The sequence below is a fragment of the Nocardia sp. NPDC004278 genome (assembly GCF_053602975.1).
This window is the reverse complement of the sequence record NZ_JBSGEQ010000002.1, coordinates 54,757-73,798: the sequence shown is the minus strand read 5'-3', so window position 1 is coordinate 73,798 and position 19,042 is coordinate 54,757. Positions and strand designations below refer to the sequence as shown.

The window sequence follows — 19,042 nt, the reverse complement described above, 5'->3', positions numbered from 1 at the left end:
CTAATGTAGTTTCGGCCGCGTGGATAATCGCTCCGACCGGTCGGCGGGATTCCGGTGCTAGGCGAACGAATTCGAGGCATCGCCGAGGACCCGACCGAAGAGGACGCGCATCGCCGCGCGGCCGCAGCGTGAAGCATGGAGTGGCGCTGACCTTTTGGACTGAGCCTCAGTCCAGCGGCTCCCACGGGACTTGGTCCAGGCGGCTCCACTCGTCACTGGCCCAGTCCCAGATGAGCTGGGCGACGGTTGCGCCGTCGGTCAGTGTGGCGCCGAGGCGTTGGTCGCGGACGGGGTGGTGGAGTTCGACGGTGTAGTCGGTGGGGGAGTTGCGGTAGGTCTGGATGAAACTCTTGGTGCTATTTCGCTTTTCGGCGATCAGGAATGGAGTGGCGGCCAGCAGATGGAGCTGGCGGACCCAGTCGAAGATGTCACGTTGGGTGAGCGAGGAATACTTGCGCTCACCGCCGATATCCACCAGGACGAAGCGGCGGATTTCGGGGCTGGTCAAGGTGTTGGCTCGCGCATCGTAGATTTCATAGGCGAAACCCGTAATGAGCGCTTCGATGAGCTCGCGAATGCGTGGCTCCGCATAATCCTTCGCGGAGCCACGCGTTCTTCGGCGGTCCACGCTATCGGCTGCGGTCACGCGCACAGCATCGCCTGCCGCCTCGATCCGCAGTCGGGCATGCCGTGCGGCGGCCGGAATTCGGCTGTTCCACCCGTGCAGTCCGGCGATGACGGTCTGATAGAGATGGTCGTCCGCGGGCTGCCCGCGCCGCGAACGAAAGTAGGGAAGTGCGTCCCCCGGCGATGCCGCCGCGCCTGCCGGTAGCACCACGAACTCATAACTCATCCACCCAATTTAGCTCGGCCGCTACCCCATTCGCCCTGGATACCGCACGGTTTGCGGCCCGAGGGTTGATAGGCAAGTAGATGCTTGCCTATAGTGAGGAGCGTGAATATCGGCCCGGCTGGCGATGTATTCAAGGCACTGGCCGATCCCACACGCCGCGCGATCCTCGACGAGCTGGCCGATCGCGACGGCCAGACGCTATTCGAACTCTGTACCCGGCTCACCATGGGCCACCAGCTCACCTCGAGCAGGCAGGCGGTCTCGCAGCATCTGGATGTGCTCGCGGCCGCCGGTCTGGTGACCACCCGACGCGACGGCCGGTACAAGTTCCACCATCTGAATCGAGAACCACTGCGGCGACTCACGCACCGCTGGCTTCAGGAGGAATAATGATCCGCATCAATGTCACCAGCGTCCTGGTCGACGATCAGGACAAGGCATTGCGCTTCTACACCGAAGTCCTCGGCTTCGTGAAGAAGACCGAGATTCCGCTCGGCGAGGCGCGCTGGCTGACCGTCACCTCACCGCAGGACCCCGACGGCGTCGAATTGCTCTTGGAGCCCGATGCGCATCCGGCCGCTGGGCCGTTCAAGAAGGCGCTGGTCGAGGACGGGATTCCGTATACGTCGTTCGCAGTGGACGATCTGCACGCCGAGTACGAGCGGTTGCTCCGGCTCGGCGTCCGGTTCACCCAGGAGCCGCTCGATCACGGACCGGTGATCACCGCGGTACTCGATGACACATGCGGCAATCTGATTCAGATCGCCCAGCACAAGGCTCGAGGTTCAAGCTGATCGGCGGGCCGGGAGCAGCGCGTCGGCGAGCAGATCCAGTTGGCGACGGGCATCGAGTGAACCGATGCGCAGCACCAGATGCGACGCACCGGCGTCGAGGTATCGGCCGAGCCACTGCACACATTCCTCGGCCGAGCCGCCGAAATAGGCTTGGATCATCGACATTTCGTCCAAGGATCGACGGTAGTACTGGCGCACGTAGCCGTCGAGTTCGGCACGCGCGGCAGCGGCGTCCGGGTTGATATTGACCGTGGCGTAGAGGCCGGGAGTAATTGTGCGGGTGGTCTTTTCGCGGATCGTGGTCCACGCGCGGGCATAGGCATCCGGATCCGGCAGGAACGGCAGCCAGCCGTCGTAGTGCCGGGCCACCCGTTCCAGTACCCGCGGTGTGTCGCTGCCCGCCAGCCAGAGCGGGGGACCGGCCGGGCTCGCGGCGGGCAGCGCGCGGGACAGATCATCGAGTTGCCAGTAGCGGCCGTCGAAATCGTTTGCGCTGGACCAACTCCGCCGCCAGATGGCGACCGTCTCGTCGAGTCGGCCCACGCGCGTGGTGAACGGAACACCGACGGCGGCGAATTCGTCCTGGCTCTCGGGTGCCGGGAATCCGGCGCCGAGGCCGAGGATCAATCGGCCGTTGCTGATTTGGTCGACCGTGGCGGCGGTGTGCGCGCCGAGCAGCGGATGACGCAATGTCGCGGTCAACGCGGCGGTGCCGAGCCGTACCCGCGAGGTGGTCGCGGCGACCGCGGCCAGCAGCGGCAGTGGATCGACCCGCGTGCGGGCCAATGGGGAATCACCGATCCACACCGAGTCGAACCCGGCATCCTCAACGGCTTGGGCAAAGCGGACAAGTCCGGCAGCGTCGTGGTCGCCGGTCATGGCGGTTTCGCGGCTGGGCAGAAGAACACCGATCCGAGTCATACCGGCGATCTTCGGACCGTCCAGGTTCAGGGTCAATTACCCCGAAGGTAAACGGCCTACCGCGGTTCCAGCTCGGATTGGACGAGATCGTCGGGGAAGGCGTACCGGCGGAATGCCCAGTATCGGAATGCCATGGCGACCAGGACACCGAGGATCTGGCCGGTAATGAAGTTCGACACCGCCTGCGTGACCGGGCTGACATGCGGCACCCGGATATCGAGCACATACAGCGCCACAGCCTGGGGCAATAGGGTGACACCGATACCGAGCGCGCTGATGGCAAAGAACAGGGCCGCCTCATGATGTCGTTCCCGGCCACCCCTGGTTCGGAACGACCATTCCCGATTGAGCACATAGGACACGATGGTGGCGATCAGCACACCGAGAACACGCGCCGTGAGTGGCTTTTCGCCGAGGACGGTCAGTTTGAGCGCGTACACGATGCCGGTGTCGATGAACCAGGTGATCCCGCCGACCACCGCGAACTTCAGCAGTTCGCGGCGCTCGATCAGAAAGGACCGATACGGCTCCGGAATGCGGTCGAGAGCTGGCTGGACGAAGGACACGCCCCGCACTATATCCAGCACATGCACCACCTCGCGTTCTCAACCGACGGGTCGGACGGTATCACTCCAGCATGCGCGCTCGGGCACCGTTGGGTCGACGTGCTTGCGGCGCCTCGACTATCCGGTCCGCGACGCCGACGCCGCCTGGCTGTCGGCGTTCATCCGAAAGCAGGTACGCCCGCAGGGCCACGCACCTGCCCGACCTCGGTGGCCGGCACCGGCCACTGCGGGATCCGGACGCCCCCGACGATGACGAGTGACGCGGTGCGCACCTCGACCGGATACCACGAATGATCATGGGTCCGGTCGAGGCGCTGGCATTGGTCGCCGCGGGTTCTTGCTGGCAGTCAGCCCTCGACAACTCGAGGTCCTGAGCTCCTGTGATTCGATCCGCTACCACGGATCAAACGCGAGATTCCGTGTCTATTTACGGTATTCGCGGAACGTGGCACGCAGGTCGTCGACGATGAGGTCCGGTTCCTCCATCGCCGCGAAGTGACCGCCTCGATCGAATTCCGTCCACCGCACGATGTTGTGGTTCCGCTCGGCGATGCGGCGGACAGGGATGCCGAGGTCGTGCGGCAACACCGCCACAGCGACCGGCACATCGGTCTCCGGTTCGGGCTTCCCCCACGTCGCGGCGCCCTCGTAGTAATAGCGCGCCGACGAGCCCGCGGTGCCGTTCAGCCAATAGATCATGACGTTGGTCAGCATCGCGTCACGATCGACGGCGTCCTCGGGCGCGTCGGTCGAGTCGGTCCAGTCCTTGAATCGTTCGACGATCCATGCCAGCTGACCTACCGGGGAATCGGTGAGCGCGTAGGACAGCGTCTGCGGGCGAGTGGCCTGCAACATTGCATACGCGCCGAGTTCATACTGTGCGCGCTGAGCCAGCTGCAGTGCTCGCTTCTCGGCAGGATTGTCGAAGTCGGCCGTTTCGGGAGTGACGGTGGCCGAGGCGATCATCGTCACGTGCAGCGCCACGACGTGCTCGGGATCGATCACCGCCAGTTCACGCGAGATGGCCGCGCCGGTGTCTTCCCCGTGTGCGGCGTAGCGGTCATAGCCGAGCCGCTGCATAAGTTCGGCCCAGGCCCGCGCGGCCCGGCTCGTCGACCAGCCGACCGCGGGCCCGGACACCCCGAATCCGGGGATCGTCGGCACGACGACATCGAACGCGTCCTCGGCCTGGCCGCCGTGCGCGACCGGATCGGTCAACGGACCGATCACGTCGAGGAACTCCACGATCGATCCCGGCCACCCGTGGGTGAGGATCAGTGGCATGGCGCCGGGCACCGCGGACCGGACATGGATGAAATGCACATCATGACCGTCGATCTCGGTGCGGAACTGGGGGAAAGCGTTGAGTCGCGCCTCCTGCGCCCGCCAGTCGTAGGTGGTGCGCCAGTACCGCGCCAATTCCTGGGTGTAGTCGAGCGGAATGCCCTGCGCCCAGCCGACTCCGGTGACCCCGTCCGGCCAGCGGGTCTGCTCCAGTCGTCGATGCAGATCGTCGAGCTGGATTTGGGGGACGTCGATACGGAAGGGAGTGATCTCTGCGCTCATGAGAACGACTTTATGGAACGGCTAGGACAACTACCGTCCTAGCTCTGCGGAAGAATGTGCAGTGTGTTGGAAACTTCGGCTCGCCTCCTCGAACTCCTGTCCCTCCTGCAGACACCCCGCGTCTGGACCGGCGCCGACCTGGCCGAACGCCTCGAGGTCGATGCCCGAACCATCCGCCGCGACATCGACAAGCTGCGTAATCTCGGCTACCCGGTGCACGCGGTCGCCGGAGCGGCCGGATATCGCCTGGGCGCGGGAACCAAGCTGCCCCCGCTGCTGTTGAACGACGAGGAGGCGGTCGCTGTCGTCGTCGGGTTGCGCACCGCGGCGGGTGGAACGATCACCGGCATCGAGGAGAGTTCGCTGCGGGCGCTCGCGAAGCTCGAGCAGATCCTCCCGACCCGGTTGCGTCACCGAGTCTCGGCGCTCCAAGCGGCGACCGTCAGCATGCCGGCAGGCACGCCGTCGGTGGACCCGGACGTCCTCACCACGATCGCCGCCGCGATCCGCGACCACGAACAGCTCCGCTTCGACTACCGCACCCACGACGGTTCCGAGATCCAGCGGGTGGCCGAACCGCATCGGCTCGTACACACCGGGCGGCACTGGTATCTGGTCGGCTGGGACGTCGAGAAGAAGGATTGGCGCACCTACCGTGTCGACCGCCTCCGCCCGCGCATCCCCAACGGGCCACGATTCACCCTGCGCGAGGCACCCGAGGTCGACCTGACCGGCTGGGTGTCCCGCGGGGTCAGCACCGCCCCCTATCGCTACCAGGCGCGCATAACCCTCGAGGTATCGGCCACCGTCGCGGCGGACCGCATCCCGCCGACCGTCGGTGTCATCGAGGCGATCGACGATGGGCACTGCCTACTGCACACCGGCTCGAACTCACTCGACGAAATAGCCGTCTACACCGGACTTTTCGGCTTCGGATTCCACGTGCACGAACCACCCGAACTCATCGACCACCTACGCGCGCTAGCGCACCGCGTCACCGCGGCCATCACGCCCCGCGACGACGCACCCGGTTCGGCTGACCGCCCATCATGATCCGCACCCCGACGAAGCGTGGGCCGAAAACGATCTGTGACCCGATCACAAGGGGTGGGACCGGAATACGCCAGGCCGCGGTCCTGAGTAGCGGCTGGCCTGCCGCGCCGGCGTGGGCTGGACAGTGTCTCTGTGGCCTGGTGCACGGCGGCCAGACCGGGTTTGACGTAACGCTGCACTGACCGCAGGCTCTTATGCCCGGTCTTGGCCGTGATGACGTTGGCGGAGGTGTTGGTCTCGCCGAGGTGCGTGGCCGAGGAATGGCGGAGCCGGGTTTCCAGTAGTCGACCGCGTCGCCAACTGGCGGGGGTCAGTGTGTCCACGACCGGGCGGTTCCGGCGGTCGCACAAGGTGAATTTCGGCCTCAGGACAGCTTCGCTTCGGGGGCGAAGGCGGGCAGCTTCTCGAGGCTGCTGCGCACGGCCTCTGCGCCGTATTCGAACATCTGCCGCTCGTAGTCGTCGACCGCGCTGAGCAGATCCTGGTGGCCTTCGTCGGCGTCGATCAGGCAGCGGCGCAACAGGTCGGCATCGCGTAGCGCGGTGTTCGCGCCGTTGCCGCCGGTGGGGGAGGTGGCGTGGATCGCGTCGCCGAGCAGCGTGACCGGGCCGGACGCCCAGCGCGCACCGGGCTTGACCACCCGGATGGACAGCAGCGTGCTGTTGTCCGGGTCGGCCTGCTCGATCAGCGCGCGCAGCTCCGGGTGCCAGCCTTCCATCCTGGACAGCACGGCGTCCTGCGCGGTCAGGTCCTCCAGCGAGCCGTTCGGCGGCAGGATCATGGCCCAGCGCACGTAGTCGCCGATGTCGGGCAGCGTGACTTCGGGGGCCAGTTGTTCGGCGGCCTGCTTCGGCGGGGTACGGAAGCGCATCGCGCCGAGCAGCAGGCTGACGCCGTCGCCGGCGATCTTCGAGCCGTAGGCCTTGGACAGGCCGGCGAACTCGGCGGTCAGCGGGGTGCGGCCGATGACGAACCGGACGCCGGTGTCGGTCGGGGTGGTGTGCGGCGACAACACCCCGCGGACCGCGGAGGTGACGCCGTCCGCGCCGACGAGCAGGTCGGCGGTGGCCGGGTCGCGGCGGGCGAACCGGGCTCGGACATTGCCGTCGGCCAGCACGTCGTAGCCGGTCAGCGCGGCATCGGTGTGCACGGTGAGGCCGGTCAGCAACAGGTGTCGCAGCACCTGCCGGTCGACGACGATGCCGGTCCGGCCGGCGCCGAGCTTGCCGATCTCGTTCAGCCACGGGTCCAGGATCAGCTGTTCGGCGGAGGCGTCCATGACGATCTCGTCGAGCAGCGGGTACCAGCGCGTCGGCAGGCAGTCGCGCACCGCCTGGAAACCGGTCGGGTCCAGCACGAGCCGGTAGCCCTGGAACCGCGCGACGACCCCGGGGTCGCGCTCGAACACGTCGGCCTCGATCCCGGCACCACGCAGACCCTGCGCGAGAGCCAGACCTCCCAGACCGGCTCCGACAACGGAAACTCGCATCACGCACTCCTGCAACATCGAAACAAGAAAACGAACTTAGTTCGTTATGACGATCTTAGTTCTATCCAACGAACTTAGATCGTGTCAAGCTATAGTGGCCGGTATGTCCGCCGATCCCCGCCAACGCCGCGCAGCTCGCCACGCCCAACCCGCAGCCGAGGTCGCCGCGTCGGCACCACGCAAGAAGCCGATCACCGTCGAACGGATCACCGACGCCGCCCTGGAGGTCGTCGCCACCGAGGGGTATGACGCGCTGACCATCCGCAGGGTCGCCGCCGTGCTCGGCACCGGTCCGTCGTCGCTGTACGCGCACATCGTCAACAAGGACGACATCGACGAACTGCTGATCGGCAGGCTCTACGCCGAGGTCGTGCTCCCCGAACCGGATCCGGCTGCCTGGCGCGAGCAGTTGCTCGGGGTGTACACGCAGATCCGCGACCTGTACCTGAAATACCCTGGAGTCTCGCGGGCCGCGCTGGCCGTGGTGCCGACGAACCTGGAAACGCTGCGGGTCGGCGAAGGAATCCTGGCGATCCTGCTCGCGGGTGGCATCGAACCGAGGACGGCCGGATGGGCCCGCGACGCGCTGTCCCTCTACGTCAGCGCCTATGCACTAGAGCAGTCGCTGGTCCAGCAACGGCGCCAGCGCCAGGATCAGGAATGGGTGCTCACCCATGAGGAGTTGTTGGACCGCTTCACCGCACTGCCGGCCGAGAAATTCCCGCAGACTCGACGTCATGCCGCCGAGCTGATCTCCGGCACCGGACACGACCGCTTCGAGTTCGCCCTCGGCCTGCTCATGAACAATCTGCGGCCCGCATCCGGTTGACCTGCGGCGCGCAGTGGCCACATGCCGCCGAGACGATCACAAGGGAAGTAGCCCAGCCGTTCGTATTCCGGTCCCACCCCGCCTGCGACGACACCAACGCCGCCTCCGCACGCATTATCGAATCCTGCGGCGGGACGCTCGAGTCGGTCGTGCCGGGGGCCGATGGCACATTGGTACGCCGGTACTGGATCAGCTGAGTCTTCTCCCGCGCGCACACCGCGCATGCAGGCCGCCGCCGTGGCAGTGTGTGCTACCGGATCAGTTCATTGCCGAAAAGGGGAGTGCTCATGGCCGATATCGGCAATTCCACGGTCGTGTTGGCCGCTGGGAACGCGGAGCTGACGATTCATCCGCAGGACGGCGGACGCCTGACCAGTCTGCGGATCAGCGGCCTGGAGCTGCTGCGGCAGGGTCCCCACTATGGTGCGTTCCCCATGGTTCCCTGGTGCGGACGAATGGGACTGGGCCAGTTCCGAAATGGCGGCACAGTCCACCAAATGCCGATCAACGCCGCACCGCACGCCATCCACGGCACCGGCCGCGACACGGCCTGGCACGTACTCGGCGCCAGCGAGACCTCCGCCACACTGAGCTACGACCTCACCGACCCATGGCCCTATCCGGGCCGAGTCACCCAGCTGATCGAACTCGCCCCGGACTCGGTCACCCTGACCATGCGCGTCGAAGCAACCGCCGGCACCTTCCCGGCCCAAGTCGGCTGGCACCCCTGGTTTCTGCGAAATCTCGGCTCCGGCAATGACATTCAGCTCGACTTCACTCCCGCCTGGCAAGAAGAACGCGGCCCCGACTACCTTCCTGATGGCCGCCGAATCGCCCCCCAACCCGGCCCCTGGGACGACTGTTTCGCCATGCCCACCGGCACCACCGTCACCCTGACCTGGCCCCACGCCCTGGAGCTGACGATCACCAGCCCCGCGCACTGGGTGGTCATCTTCGACCAACAACCCGAAGCCGTCTGCGTAGAACCCCAATCCGGCCCACCCAACGGCCTGAATACCCACCCCGACCTGGTAACCCCCACCAAGCCCCTCGAACTCTCCACCACCTGGACCTGGCGGCCCCTCACCTAGACGAGGGATTACGCGCCGCAATCCCTCGTCCAGGAGGCTGTGGGTCAGTCGCCCGCGCCAGCGATCCCGATACCGGGCGGGATCATTCGTGCACGTTGGGCATGCATGCGCTCACGTTCGGCCGGGCTCATCGCCGCGAAGGCGGCCTCGCGCCGTTGCGCCATTGCCGCTAATTCTTCCGCGCTCAACTGCTGTGCGTACTCTTCGCGCTGCCGTGTCAGCCGGGCGAATTCCTCAGGGGTCAGTGGCTGATTCATGGAAATTGTCTCCTCTACCAATCGCAGGAACTCCGATGTCGACGGCTCGACCGCGTGATCGAGGCCGTCCAGCACACCGAGCAGGCGTTCACGCAATGTGGCCGTGCGTGCGATGCGTTCATCGACCACCACCAGCTGCTGCCGGATGAGTTCGCGCGGGTCCAGGGTCGGCTCGGCGTGCAGGAGCGCCGCGATATCCTCGAGCGCAAACCCGAAGCCCCGCAACGCCACAATGCGATACAGCCGCTGAACATCGGCCTGGGTGTAGCACCGATGCCCACCCGACGTCCGCGACGACGGCACCAATAGCCCGAGCCGGTCGTAATGATGCAGCGCCCGCACCGTCACCCCACTTTCCCGAGCCACCTCCCCAACCCGCCACACCCGCTCGACCAACATGCCTCCTCTCGACGTGCCCCACCCACGCTAAAACCTGACGCAACGTCGGTTTCAAGTATCGTTTCGGTCACACCACCCGACCTGGGTATCTGGGTCTCGGGCCCCCTTGGCCAGGCCAACGTTTGAAACTGCGGGGTGCGATGGACAAACTTCTTGTGCTGGTCAACGGCCTACCCGGCTCGGGTAAGTCGACTTTGGCACCGCCGCTCGCCCGCGAGCTGAATGCGCAGGTGCTGTCCAAGGATGTGGTGAAAGAAGACTTAGCGGAATGCATTTCCGGTCCCCAGCACCTCCCGTCACTCGGCGCGATGGCGATGGAAGCGGTCTGGGCGATGGCCGCGGCGATACCGCATTCGGTGGTGGTCGACTCATGGTGGTTCAGACCGCGCGACCTCGGGTTCGCGAAAGCGGGTATGCACCGAGTCGGCGCCGACCGCACGATCGAGATCTGGTGTGACGCTTCCGTGGAAACGGCGCGCGCCAGATACGAGCAGCGGGAGCGGGCCGCCGTGCACAATGACCGACAGCGCCTGGTTCATGATTGGGATACCTGGGCTGAGCACGGTCGACCGCTGGGACTGAGCCCGGTAATCCGCGTCGACACGACGCGGGCCGCGGATATTCTCGGCTTGGCCGAGCAAATCGAAATCACCGCTGCCGCAATTCATCCGTGTTGTCGGGATCGGTGAATCCTGTTGTGGTGCTCAGTTATTGGAAACCCCGGGGCGCTGCGATGAAGTTCCACAGGTTGCGATCAAGCCCCGGATGACCTGCGGGGCGACTCGGAGTCATCGGACTCCGAGAGCACCGGGATCAAGTCCTGATAGTCAGGCGGGGACGGTTGTAGGGATTTGGGTCAGGGCTTCCAGGGCCGAGGCGGTGGCGTCGGAGGATGCGGGGAGAAGGGGGAGGCGGACGGCGGGGGTGGGGATGCGGGCTTGGGTGGCCAGGGCGGATTTGATGACAGCGGGGTTGGGTTCGGCGAAGAGGGCTGCGGAGAGGGGGGTGAGGCGATGGGTGAGTCGGCGAGCTTCGGGGATGGGGCCGGTGTGCCACAGGCGGATCAGGGTGGCGAAGGCAGAGGTGGCCAGATGGGCGCTGGCGAGGATGGCGCCCGATGCGCCGAGGGCGATGAGTGGGGCGGCGTGTAGGTCGTCGCCCGCCAGGACGGAGACGTCCGGTGGGAGGGTGCCCATCAGGGTGATGGTGGTGTCGTCGATGCTGCCGACCGCGTGTTTGAAGCCGATGATGTTCGGGATGCTGGACAGTTGGCGCAGGGTGTCGTGGCCCAGCGCGCGGCCGGTGCGGTGCGGAACGTTGTAGACGATAAGGGGGACCGGACTGGTGGCGGCCAGGTGGCGGAAGTGAGCGAGGATGCCCGCTTCCGAGGGACGGGTGTAGTAGGGGACGACGGTGAGCGCCGCGGTGACGGTAGAGCCGAGGGCGGCGAGGGCTTCGGCCGAGGCGGCGGTGGAGTTCGTGCCGGCACCGGCGATCAATGGGGCGTTGCGTTCTCGGCAGACGGTGCCACAGATGTCGAGGACGCGGTGGCGCTCGTCAGGGGTCAGGGTGGCGGTTTCGGCGGTGGTACCGAGGGCGACGATTCCTGTCGCGCCGTCGTCGAGTACCTGGTGTGCGAGACCAGCAAGGGCATCCGCAGCCAATTCGCCGTTGGCGGAGAAAGGCGTGATCAGGGGGACGAAGAGGCCGGTGAGCGTCATGATTCCCAGACTGCCGCGCGCCGATGCCTCAGGTCCAGTTCACGTTTGTTCCGATAAGCATAAGCTGAACTGATGCTCGATGTCCGTAAGCTGCGCCTGCTGCGCGAATTGGCCCACCGCAAGACGATCGCGGCGGTCGCCGAGGCGATGAGCTATACGCCATCGGCGGTCTCCCAGCAGTTGACCGCGCTGGAACGGGAAGCCGGTGTGCCGCTGCTGGAGCGGACCGGACGACGCGTCACCCTCACACCGGCCGCACTCACCCTGGTAGAACACGCGGAAACCATTCTCGCCGCGCTCGAGCAGGCGACGGCCGACCTCGCCGCCTCCCGCGCCGCGCTCACCGGAACGCTACGCATCGGCGCCTTCCCGACGGCGGTCGCGACAATCCTGTCTCCGGCCCTGATCTCGCTCAGCCGAGACCATCCGCAACTGGAACTGCTTGTGACGGAATTGGATCCGGCGACCGTCCCGGATGCGCTGCGTAGCGACACACTGGATATCGCGCTGGTCCAGGAGTACGACTATGTGCCCGCCGAGCCCGGTCCCGCCCTGGATACCGAGCCGCTGCTGGAGGAGACGATCTACCTGGCCGCCCGCACCGCCGCGTCACTGTCGCAACACCGCACCGCCTCGTGGATCCTCGGAACTCCGGGCACGCTCTGCCACACGATGACGATCCGGGCTTGCCAGGCAGCCGGATTCACGCCACGGGTTCGCCACCACGTTGACGACTTCAGCACCGTCCTCGCCCTGGTCGCGGCCGGACAGGGCGTCGCCCTCGTCCCGGAACTCGGCGCACTCACCCCACCACCCAGCGTGGTGCTGACAGCCCTGCCGACCCGCCGCACAACCCACTTGGCCTACCGGCGCGGTACCGGCGCGCACCCGGCTGTGGTCGCGGCCCGCGCCGCCTTGCGCGCCTCCGCCACAACGATTTCCAGCGATCCGTCACCCCGCCTGCTCGAATCACGCTGAGCCACCGTCCGACTCGGCCCCCAGCACCGCCGACCACCGCAACTCGGGGTTCCGGACCGGCAACCCGCCATCGCTGCTGGTCAAGCCATTGAGTTGTTTTCCCGCGATTGCTGCCAGGACCCCTGGTTCACACGCCGGAGTCCACCCAGGTGCAGATCGCCCGGTAGAGCCGAAACGGGATGGGAGACGCAGCCGAGATCGGCGCGTCCCCATTCGTTCTAGGTCCGGCTGAAGATCACGGTAGCGGATCCTGTCCGAGGTGACGTTGCCCGTTGATCGCACCGGCGCGCACCGCCGCGAATCCGTAGTCGATCATCGCGGTTTCGTACGCACGCAATGCGGTGATCGGATCGTCGTCCGCGGCGGCGTCGGTCAGGGCGGCGGTCAACCGCGCCGCATCGCGCAGCGCCGTGCACGCACCGGAACCCGCCGCCGGACTCATCGCATGGATCGCATCGCCGAGCAGGGTCACGGAGGTGGTCGGCCACGGATCGATCGGAACGCAGGTGCGCAGTGGGAGCGCGAACAGTGAATCGGGCACGCAGTTCGCCACGATCTCGCGCACGCGCGGATGCCAGTCCTCGGTCGCCGCGGTCATGATGGCGTGCAGTTGCGCGCCGTTCATCGCGCGCAACGTGTCCGCCGAATCCGCGAACCATTCCCGCCGCGCGCCGAAAGAGCATGTCATGTAATCGGATACCGGCAGCAGTGCGAGGCCCGCCATCGCACCGGCCTGCTGCGGCGGCACGGGAAACTGCACCGGCGCGACACCGAGGTAGGTGCGCTCCGGTCCGGTGATCACGGTGAAGACTCCGAACATATCTTCGTCGAACAGATTCCGCGTGCGGTCGGTGAGCGGAACCGCGCCGTAGAGCTGGCGCACCCCGGTGTCGACGATCGGCGCATGCGACAGATACTGGTGTCGCACCGCGGAATTCACGCCGTCGGCGGCAACGAGGACATCGCCCTCGGCACGGCTACCGTCGGTGAAGTGTGCGACAACTCGACCATCGCACTGAATCTCATAGCACCGCAACTCTTTTCCGAATTCGACCGCGTCCTCGATACCCGCGAGCAGCAGCTGTCGCAGCACGAGCCGGTCGACCGCCAGCGACACCGCCGCCGGATCAGCGTCCGCCTGTATGAATACCCGCTCGAGTCGATGGTTCAGCACGGTGAATCGGGGATCAGGCAGTCCGGCAGTGGCTCCGAACACCCGCAGCAGGTGCGGCGGCAGCAATCGTTCCAGGGCATCCCTGCCGTGGCTGTCGATGTGTAGCCGATAGCCCTGCCGGCGGGAGTTCAATGCCGAATCACGTTCGTAGACAGCAACTTCGATGCCGGCCCGGCGTAACCCCTGAGCGAGGCCGAGGCCACCGAGACCAGCACCGATGACGATCACTCGAAAACTCATGACGCTCCCTTCGCGCACAACAACGGAAGGGACGCACAGGTCGCACTCGATGGTGTGGTGTGAAGCGGAAGCTGACCGGACTAACCCATACCGGCCCATAGTCTTCGCACGTCCGTACCCATGACGATAGTGACCAGAGCACCGACCATCAAGCAGATGCGTTACGCGCGGTCGGTATCGCTCACCGGCGCCGACCGCGAGCACGCCGAGGTGTCGATGCTGGCGCTGCACCTGTTGCAATCGGCGTTGGTACACATCAATACCCTTCTGCTACAGGCCGTTTTGGAGGATCCACAATTCCACGACCTGATCGGCGAGAACGAGCGCCGCGCGATGTCGCCGCTGTTCTGGTCCAAATATCAACCCCTACGGCCGGTTCCGGCTCGACATGAAGATCCGCCTAGACCTCACTCGCGACCGGGTTGCAGGCTGAGAACCGCCAGGGCTGGCGGCAGACATTCGACGGACCGATTGCTTCTACCTATGGTGTGGCCCATGCGCATTTCTTCGTTGGTCGAGCAACTCAGGGCGCTCGACCCGGGCCATCGGCAGGCCGCCGCCAACGCGCTAGTGGCGGCGAGTGCGCTCGCGGTAGGACCGCTGGTGACGGCGTTGCGCGACTCCGATCGCTGGTATGCCCATAATTACGTCGAGGTGCTGCAACAGATCGGCGACCCGGCATTGCAGCCACTGGTGGACGCGCTCGCAAACGGCACATCGCCTCGGGCCTACAACGGGGCACCATCACAGAGAAACCCCATCGGCCAGGCACTCGAGGGGCTTCGGGTATCAGACCGGAACATGTTCGTTCCGTTGCTACACCACGAAAGTCGCAATGTGCGGTCATGGACGTGTTCGGCGTTCGCGGCCATGGGCACCGGGGCCGCGGAATACGTTCCCGCGGTGCTTCCATTGCTGGCCGACGAGGACCCGGATGTGCGCTACTCGGCCTGCCGGGTGTTTCGGCGACTGCCCGACGAGTCACTGTCGCACCTGCCCGCGCTGCTTCCACTGCTCGCCGATCCCGTCAACTTCGTGCGTCGCGAGGCCAGCCGTGCGATCAGCGGGATCGGCCCGCGCGTGGTGCCCGTGCTGCGTGCGATGCGGCGTTCACCCAGCCCGTACCGCTGGCACGCACTCACCGGACTTGCGGAGATCGTTGGCTGGGACGGGCTCGACCGCGCCGATCAGGCACTGGTTCAACGCCTGATCAGGATCAGGATTCCCCACGAAGTACCGGAGCCGTTCGACCCGGACGGCCAGTGGTACGCCATTCCCACCCACGACCAGGCGGCCGTGCTCGACGTGCTCGACCTGTCAGACCCGATGCCGGTCACGATGCGGCTCGGCCAGGCGGCGGTCTCGAATGGGTTCATCCTGGACGGGAAGGTTGGCTACGTTACCCCCGTCCTCGACGGATGGACGCTCGCGTTCGTGTGGTCTCTCGATCTCGAGGACACCACAGCCGCCCTCAGCCGCCGATTCGGCACCGCCCACGGCTATCTCAATTGGGACGACTATCACGGATCCGGCTTCGCCACCGGATGGTGCATCGCCGAGCACGGCACGATCATCCGTTCCTACATCTATCAGGATGGCGCCGACGAGACCGGTCCCCCGATCCCGGCCGAGCACGGCTATCTCCTTCCCCATGAGGACGATCCCGACGGGTCGGACGACGTCGACCGGTGCTATGCCACCGACATTGCAGCACATATCTCGGTCGATACAACAACGATTGGGCCGCACACCCGGGTCAAAGGTCACCCGGTGCTGGCCGTGACCGCAGACGGGCGACGCGACGGTGTCACGCCGGGCGCACTGCCCATCTGACACATGAACAGCTCTTCCAACAACGAGCACCCGCCCTAGGCGACGGACTTCCGCAGCGCCGCCAACTCATCCGCACGCGGATCACTGACGTCGACCGATTCCGGGCTGTTGAAGATCCGCACCAGCCGCGTATCGGGTTCGAACTGCGGCCATCCGGGATTGCCGTGCTCGGCGAAAGCCACCCACGCCGAATGGATTTCGTCGGCCAGCGCCTGGGGTGGGTTGGGACCGGTCAGTGCGTGCGCACCGTTGAGCGCATCGAAGACGAAGGGCACCTCCAGCACGTGGCACGCACCGAGCCCGTCGATGCCCGACGGCCAGGCGAACTCGTAGGCGTAGGTCGGCGCGCCCGCCGCGGCGATCGATTGCGCGAGGCGCAAGGTGTCGGAACGGAAGGCCCGATCAGTGATGATCGCGGCAAAGATATCCGCGGGCGCGGCCGCCGGGCGGTTCGCCCCATAGATATCCGCTAGCGCGGGATCCATTCCATAGCGAGCGAGCACGAAAGGCAATGTCTCCGTGTTGATTCCGGCGGCAATACCGGTCGGGACCGTGAAGAAGCGGAACTCCTCCGCAGTGCATCCCGCGATGAACGGCACCGCCCGATCAGTCTGCTCGGCGAGCACAGTGAGCGGCCTGCCCTCGACCACCTCACCATCGATCACAGGAAGCAAACTCATGATGCCGAGCCCGTTCGCGATGATCGACGAACCCCAGCGCTGCGGATCCGGATCGCGCATCAACTCGAGTGCGAGCGCATCCTGCGCGGCACGCAGTTCATCCGGGCCGAGGCGCCCGAAATCGTCCGCTACGGTATTGATCCCGAGCATCGTGGCCAATTCACCGGCCAGTTTGCGCGCATCTTCGGCGGCGACCGCCGCGGAGCCATTGCCGCTCTGCATAATCGCCTGCCGGAACAATCCGCGCGACAGCGGCGAAGCCATCAGCAGCGCCACACTCATCCCGCCCGCCGACTCACCGAATATCGTGACCCGGTTCGGATCCCCGCCGAACGATTCGATGTTCTCCTGCACCCACCGCAGGGCGAACAGTTGATCGTGCAGCCCGCGGTTGAGCGGAGCGTCCGCCACCGCCGCGAATCCGGAAATGCCGAGCCGATAGTTGATCGAAACCAGCACGACCCCATCGCGCGCGAACCCGGCACCGTCGTAGATCGCCCTCGCATTGGACCCCCGGACATAGGCGCCGCCGTGAATCCACACCATGACCGGCAGTCCCGAACCGCCAGGATCTGGCGTCCACACATTGACATTCAGATAGTCGTCGCCCGGTATCCCGTCACTGCCGATCAGCGCGTGAATCGGCGGGGCATACGGCGATTGCACACAGGTGGCGCCATGGGTGAGCGCATCCCGAACGCCCTGCCAGTCCGGCACCCGCGACGGCAGCCGGAACCGCGCGGGCCCCACCGGCGCCGCCGCATACGGCACTCCGAGAAATGCGCTCACTCCGGCGGTCGTCCGGCCACGAATCTTGCCGCCGGTGACGGAAACGATCGGTTCCATGGGTCTCCTTCGTCCGACTCGATTCTCTACGCCGCGCCGCCCCAAGACCACAGAATCCATCAGCTCGCACAACTTCGGAATGGCCGAGGATGCGCGGCGGTGGTGCGGGCCTACACCGGCCACCAGCACGGCGGGACCGACGCAAGGCATACGCAAGCCGACGCAAGACCTCCGCAACTATCGAACGGCAGAGTCGGATCCATGAACGAGACATTCGATGTGGTCATCGTGGGAGCCGGACCGGTCGGGCTGATGCTGGCGGGCGAACTGCGCCTCGGCGGCGTGGATGTGCTGGTGGTCGAACGGCTGATAGAACCCGATATGACCATCAAGGCCGGTGGCATCAATGTGCCCACCGCACAAGCCTTCTACCGCCGCGGACTGCTGCCCGATCTGCTCGAACAGCAGAACGCCGCACTGGAGCGCTTTCGCGCCGCGGGTACATACCTGAGCCCCGAGGTGACCACCAAGCGCCCGCCGTTCGTCGGTCATTTCGCGGGCATCATGCTCAGTACATCCCATGTCGACTTCGACGATCCGGCCTTCGCCGACCTGGGCCCGGGTGCCGAGGCGGTTATGGTGGCCCAGCAGGGGATCGAGGCGATCTTGGCCCGGCGCGCCGCCGAGCTCGGCGTCCAGATCCGTCGCGGCGTCGAGCTGACCGAATTCGATGACGACGGAACCGGTGTCACCATTCGCGTCGGCGACGATACCGTCCGCGCGGACTGGTTGGTCGGGTGCGACGGCGGCCGCAGCACGGTCCGCAAACAGGCCGGATTCGATTTTCCGGGGCTGGATCCGGAGATCACCGGACATCAGGCGCTGGTCGAGATGACCGGCGCGGAACAGCTACGACTCGGCTGGAACTCCACCGACAATGGAATCTATGTCAACGGCCCGATGCCGGGTCGTATCGCCACGGTGGAACTCGACGGCCCGCCCGCCGATCGCACCGCGCCGGTGACCGCGGCCGAATTGCAGGCCAGCCTGCGCGCGGTCTCGGGAGTGCCGGTCGAGATCACTGCCGTGCACTCCGCGACCCGGTTCACCGATAACACCCGCCAGGTCACCGACTACCGCAACGGCCGTATCCTGCTGGCGGGCGATGCGGCCCATGTGCATTCGCCGTTCGGCGGACAGGGCCTCAATCTCGGCATCGGCGACGCGGTCAACCTCGGCTGGAAACTGGCCGCCGTGGTGCGCGGCGATGCGAACGAGACCCTGCTCGATACCTACACCACCGAACGGCATCCGGTCGGCGCGTGGGTGCTGGAGTGGACCCGCGCCCAGATCCCGCTGATGCGACTCGACCAGCGCAGCAGGGCATTACGCGGTGTGATGACCGATCTGCTCGCGACCCGCGACGGCGCGACCGCCATCTTCAAGAAGATCTCCGGTGTACTGCACCGCTACGACCTCGGCACCGGACACGACCTGATCGGCGCGGTCACACCGGATATCGAACTCTCCGACGGCAGTCGGCTCGGCGCGCACTGCACCGACGGGCGCGCGATCCTGTTGGACCTCACCGATTCCCAGGAACTCCGGGCGATCGCCGCACCATGGTCCGATGCGGTACGCACCGTCACGGCGAAACCCGTTGCACCACGGGAGCTTTCCGCGCTATTGATCCGCCCGGACGGCTATGTGGCCTGGGCCGCGGACTCCGGCGTGCACGCCGGGCTGCTCGAGGCGCTGCGCCGGTGGTTCGGCGACAAATCCTGATCGGCCGGATATGTGGTGCCTCATCGA

At 66.1% G+C, this 19,042-nt stretch carries 18 protein-coding genes and 1 pseudogene; 10 read left to right on the top strand and 9 right to left on the bottom strand.

From position 1 onward, the window contains the following. Window positions 1-166 precede the first annotated feature (166 nt). Window positions 167-853: a hypothetical protein gene (locus ACWEO2_RS02890; RefSeq protein ID WP_452403782.1), complete on the bottom strand. Its 687-nt coding sequence runs from the start codon at window positions 851-853 to the stop codon at window positions 167-169. Between the two features lie 102 nt (window positions 854-955). Between ACWEO2_RS02890 and ACWEO2_RS02885 the strand changes: the two genes are divergently transcribed. Both ACWEO2_RS02885 and ACWEO2_RS02880 read left to right on the top strand, forming a co-directional pair. Continuing rightward, window positions 956-1,243 carry an ArsR/SmtB family transcription factor gene (locus ACWEO2_RS02885; RefSeq protein ID WP_452403781.1) on the top strand — a complete coding sequence of 96 codons (288 nt, stop codon included), beginning with the start codon at window positions 956-958 and terminating at the stop codon, window positions 1,241-1,243. A gap of 2 nt (window positions 1,244-1,245) precedes the next feature. Next, the gene (locus ACWEO2_RS02880; protein ID WP_452404141.1) at window positions 1,246-1,647 is read left to right on the top strand and encodes a VOC family protein; all 402 of its coding nucleotides are present in this window, start codon (window positions 1,246-1,248) and stop codon (window positions 1,645-1,647) included. Here the strand turns inward: ACWEO2_RS02880 and ACWEO2_RS02875 are convergent. From ACWEO2_RS02875 to ACWEO2_RS02865, 3 genes are all read right to left on the bottom strand, one after another. Beyond that, on the bottom strand, window positions 1,639-2,604 hold the full coding sequence (locus tag ACWEO2_RS02875; protein WP_452403780.1) for an LLM class flavin-dependent oxidoreductase: 966 nt from the start codon (window positions 2,602-2,604) through the stop codon (window positions 1,639-1,641). The genes ACWEO2_RS02880 and ACWEO2_RS02875 overlap by 9 nt on opposite strands. A 20-nt stretch (window positions 2,605-2,624) precedes the next feature. After that, window positions 2,625-3,134, bottom strand: a complete 510-nt coding sequence (locus tag ACWEO2_RS02870) for a GtrA family protein (RefSeq protein WP_452403779.1) — start codon at window positions 3,132-3,134, stop codon at window positions 2,625-2,627. Between the two features lie 423 nt (window positions 3,135-3,557). Beyond that, a complete protein-coding gene (locus ACWEO2_RS02865) occupies window positions 3,558-4,688 on the bottom strand; it encodes an epoxide hydrolase family protein (RefSeq protein ID WP_452404140.1) in 1,131 nt (376 codons plus the stop codon). 75 nt (window positions 4,689-4,763) lie between these two features. Here ACWEO2_RS02865 and ACWEO2_RS02860 point away from each other — a divergent pair, with 75 nt between their 5' ends. Then, window positions 4,764-5,753 (top strand): helix-turn-helix transcriptional regulator, encoded by a 990-nt coding sequence (locus tag ACWEO2_RS02860; RefSeq protein ID WP_452403778.1) that lies wholly within the window; start codon window positions 4,764-4,766, stop codon window positions 5,751-5,753. A gap of 364 nt (window positions 5,754-6,117) precedes the next feature. Here the strand turns inward: ACWEO2_RS02860 and ACWEO2_RS02855 are convergent, their stop codons facing one another. Next, window positions 6,118-7,242, bottom strand: coding sequence for an FAD-dependent oxidoreductase (locus ACWEO2_RS02855; protein ID WP_452403777.1), 1,125 nt, complete (start codon window positions 7,240-7,242; stop codon window positions 6,118-6,120). Window positions 7,243-7,345: 103 nt separating this feature from the next. Between ACWEO2_RS02855 and ACWEO2_RS02850 the strand changes: the two genes are divergently transcribed. Further along, window positions 7,346-8,071 carry a TetR/AcrR family transcriptional regulator gene (locus ACWEO2_RS02850; protein ID WP_452403776.1) on the top strand — a complete coding sequence of 242 codons (726 nt, stop codon included), beginning with the start codon at window positions 7,346-7,348 and terminating at the stop codon, window positions 8,069-8,071. 287 nt (window positions 8,072-8,358) lie between these two features. Then, a complete protein-coding gene (locus ACWEO2_RS02845; protein WP_452403775.1) occupies window positions 8,359-9,162 on the top strand; it encodes an aldose epimerase family protein in 804 nt (267 codons plus the stop codon). A 44-nt stretch (window positions 9,163-9,206) separates the two neighbouring features. On the opposite strand, the gene ACWEO2_RS02840 is transcribed toward ACWEO2_RS02845, so the two are convergent. Continuing rightward, window positions 9,207-9,818 carry a MerR family transcriptional regulator gene (locus tag ACWEO2_RS02840; protein WP_452403774.1) on the bottom strand — a complete coding sequence of 204 codons (612 nt, stop codon included), beginning with the start codon at window positions 9,816-9,818 and terminating at the stop codon, window positions 9,207-9,209. Between the two features lie 140 nt (window positions 9,819-9,958). On the opposite strand from ACWEO2_RS02840, the gene ACWEO2_RS02835 reads away from it, so the two are divergent. Next, window positions 9,959-10,507, top strand: a complete 549-nt coding sequence (locus ACWEO2_RS02835) for an AAA family ATPase (RefSeq protein WP_452403773.1) — start codon at window positions 9,959-9,961, stop codon at window positions 10,505-10,507. Between the two features lie 138 nt (window positions 10,508-10,645). On the opposite strand, the gene dapA is transcribed toward ACWEO2_RS02835, so the two are convergent. Next, entirely contained in the window at window positions 10,646-11,539 is an 894-nt protein-coding gene (dapA, locus tag ACWEO2_RS02830) for a 4-hydroxy-tetrahydrodipicolinate synthase (protein ID WP_452403772.1), read from the bottom strand. A 72-nt stretch (window positions 11,540-11,611) separates the two neighbouring features. Here dapA and ACWEO2_RS02825 point away from each other — a divergent pair, with 72 nt between their 5' ends. Beyond that, complete coding sequence (locus tag ACWEO2_RS02825) at window positions 11,612-12,517, top strand: LysR substrate-binding domain-containing protein (RefSeq protein ID WP_452403771.1); 906 nt, start codon at window positions 11,612-11,614, stop codon at window positions 12,515-12,517. A 235-nt stretch (window positions 12,518-12,752) separates the two neighbouring features. On the opposite strand, the gene ACWEO2_RS02820 is transcribed toward ACWEO2_RS02825, so the two are convergent. Then, complete coding sequence (locus ACWEO2_RS02820) at window positions 12,753-13,931, bottom strand: FAD-dependent oxidoreductase (RefSeq protein ID WP_452403770.1); 1,179 nt, start codon at window positions 13,929-13,931, stop codon at window positions 12,753-12,755. A gap of 120 nt (window positions 13,932-14,051) precedes the next feature. On the opposite strand from ACWEO2_RS02820, the pseudogene ACWEO2_RS02815 reads away from it, so the two are divergent. Then, a pseudogene (locus tag ACWEO2_RS02815) lies at window positions 14,052-14,276 on the top strand (Tn3 family transposase); the annotation flags it as partial. 150 nt (window positions 14,277-14,426) lie between these two features. Then, a complete protein-coding gene (locus tag ACWEO2_RS02810) occupies window positions 14,427-15,764 on the top strand; it encodes a HEAT repeat domain-containing protein (RefSeq protein ID WP_452404139.1) in 1,338 nt (445 codons plus the stop codon). A 35-nt stretch (window positions 15,765-15,799) separates the two neighbouring features. On the opposite strand, the gene ACWEO2_RS02805 is transcribed toward ACWEO2_RS02810, so the two are convergent. Further along, window positions 15,800-17,290, bottom strand: coding sequence for a carboxylesterase/lipase family protein (locus ACWEO2_RS02805; RefSeq protein ID WP_452403769.1), 1,491 nt, complete (start codon window positions 17,288-17,290; stop codon window positions 15,800-15,802). A 201-nt stretch (window positions 17,291-17,491) separates the two neighbouring features. Here ACWEO2_RS02805 and ACWEO2_RS02800 point away from each other — a divergent pair, with 201 nt between their 5' ends. Continuing rightward, window positions 17,492-19,015, top strand: a complete 1,524-nt coding sequence (locus ACWEO2_RS02800; protein WP_452403768.1) for an FAD-dependent monooxygenase — start codon at window positions 17,492-17,494, stop codon at window positions 19,013-19,015. Window positions 19,016-19,042: the final 27 nt, after the last annotated feature.

Bases quoted from the DNA above. Each gene is read 5' to 3' on its own strand.
- ACWEO2_RS02890 (WP_452403782.1), bottom strand. From the start codon at position 853: ATGAGTTATGAGTTCGTGGTGCTACCGGCAGGCGCGGCGGCATCGCCG.
- ACWEO2_RS02825 (WP_452403771.1), top strand. From the start codon at position 11,612: ATGCTCGATGTCCGTAAGCTGCGCCTGCTGCGCGAATTGGCCCACCGC.
- ACWEO2_RS02855 (WP_452403777.1), bottom strand. From the start codon at position 7,242: ATGCGAGTTTCCGTTGTCGGAGCCGGTCTGGGAGGTCTGGCTCTCGCG.
- ACWEO2_RS02800 (WP_452403768.1), top strand. From the start codon at position 17,492: ATGAACGAGACATTCGATGTGGTCATCGTGGGAGCCGGACCGGTCGGG.
- ACWEO2_RS02810 (WP_452404139.1), top strand. From the start codon at position 14,427: ATGCGCATTTCTTCGTTGGTCGAGCAACTCAGGGCGCTCGACCCGGGC.
- ACWEO2_RS02840 (WP_452403774.1), bottom strand. From the start codon at position 9,818: ATGTTGGTCGAGCGGGTGTGGCGGGTTGGGGAGGTGGCTCGGGAAAGT.
- ACWEO2_RS02805 (WP_452403769.1), bottom strand. From the start codon at position 17,290: ATGGAACCGATCGTTTCCGTCACCGGCGGCAAGATTCGTGGCCGGACG.
- ACWEO2_RS02820 (WP_452403770.1), bottom strand. From the start codon at position 13,931: ATGAGTTTTCGAGTGATCGTCATCGGTGCTGGTCTCGGTGGCCTCGGC.
- ACWEO2_RS02835 (WP_452403773.1), top strand. From the start codon at position 9,959: ATGGACAAACTTCTTGTGCTGGTCAACGGCCTACCCGGCTCGGGTAAG.
- ACWEO2_RS02845 (WP_452403775.1), top strand. From the start codon at position 8,359: ATGGCCGATATCGGCAATTCCACGGTCGTGTTGGCCGCTGGGAACGCG.
- ACWEO2_RS02850 (WP_452403776.1), top strand. From the start codon at position 7,346: ATGTCCGCCGATCCCCGCCAACGCCGCGCAGCTCGCCACGCCCAACCC.
- dapA (WP_452403772.1), bottom strand. From the start codon at position 11,539: ATGACGCTCACCGGCCTCTTCGTCCCCCTGATCACGCCTTTCTCCGCC.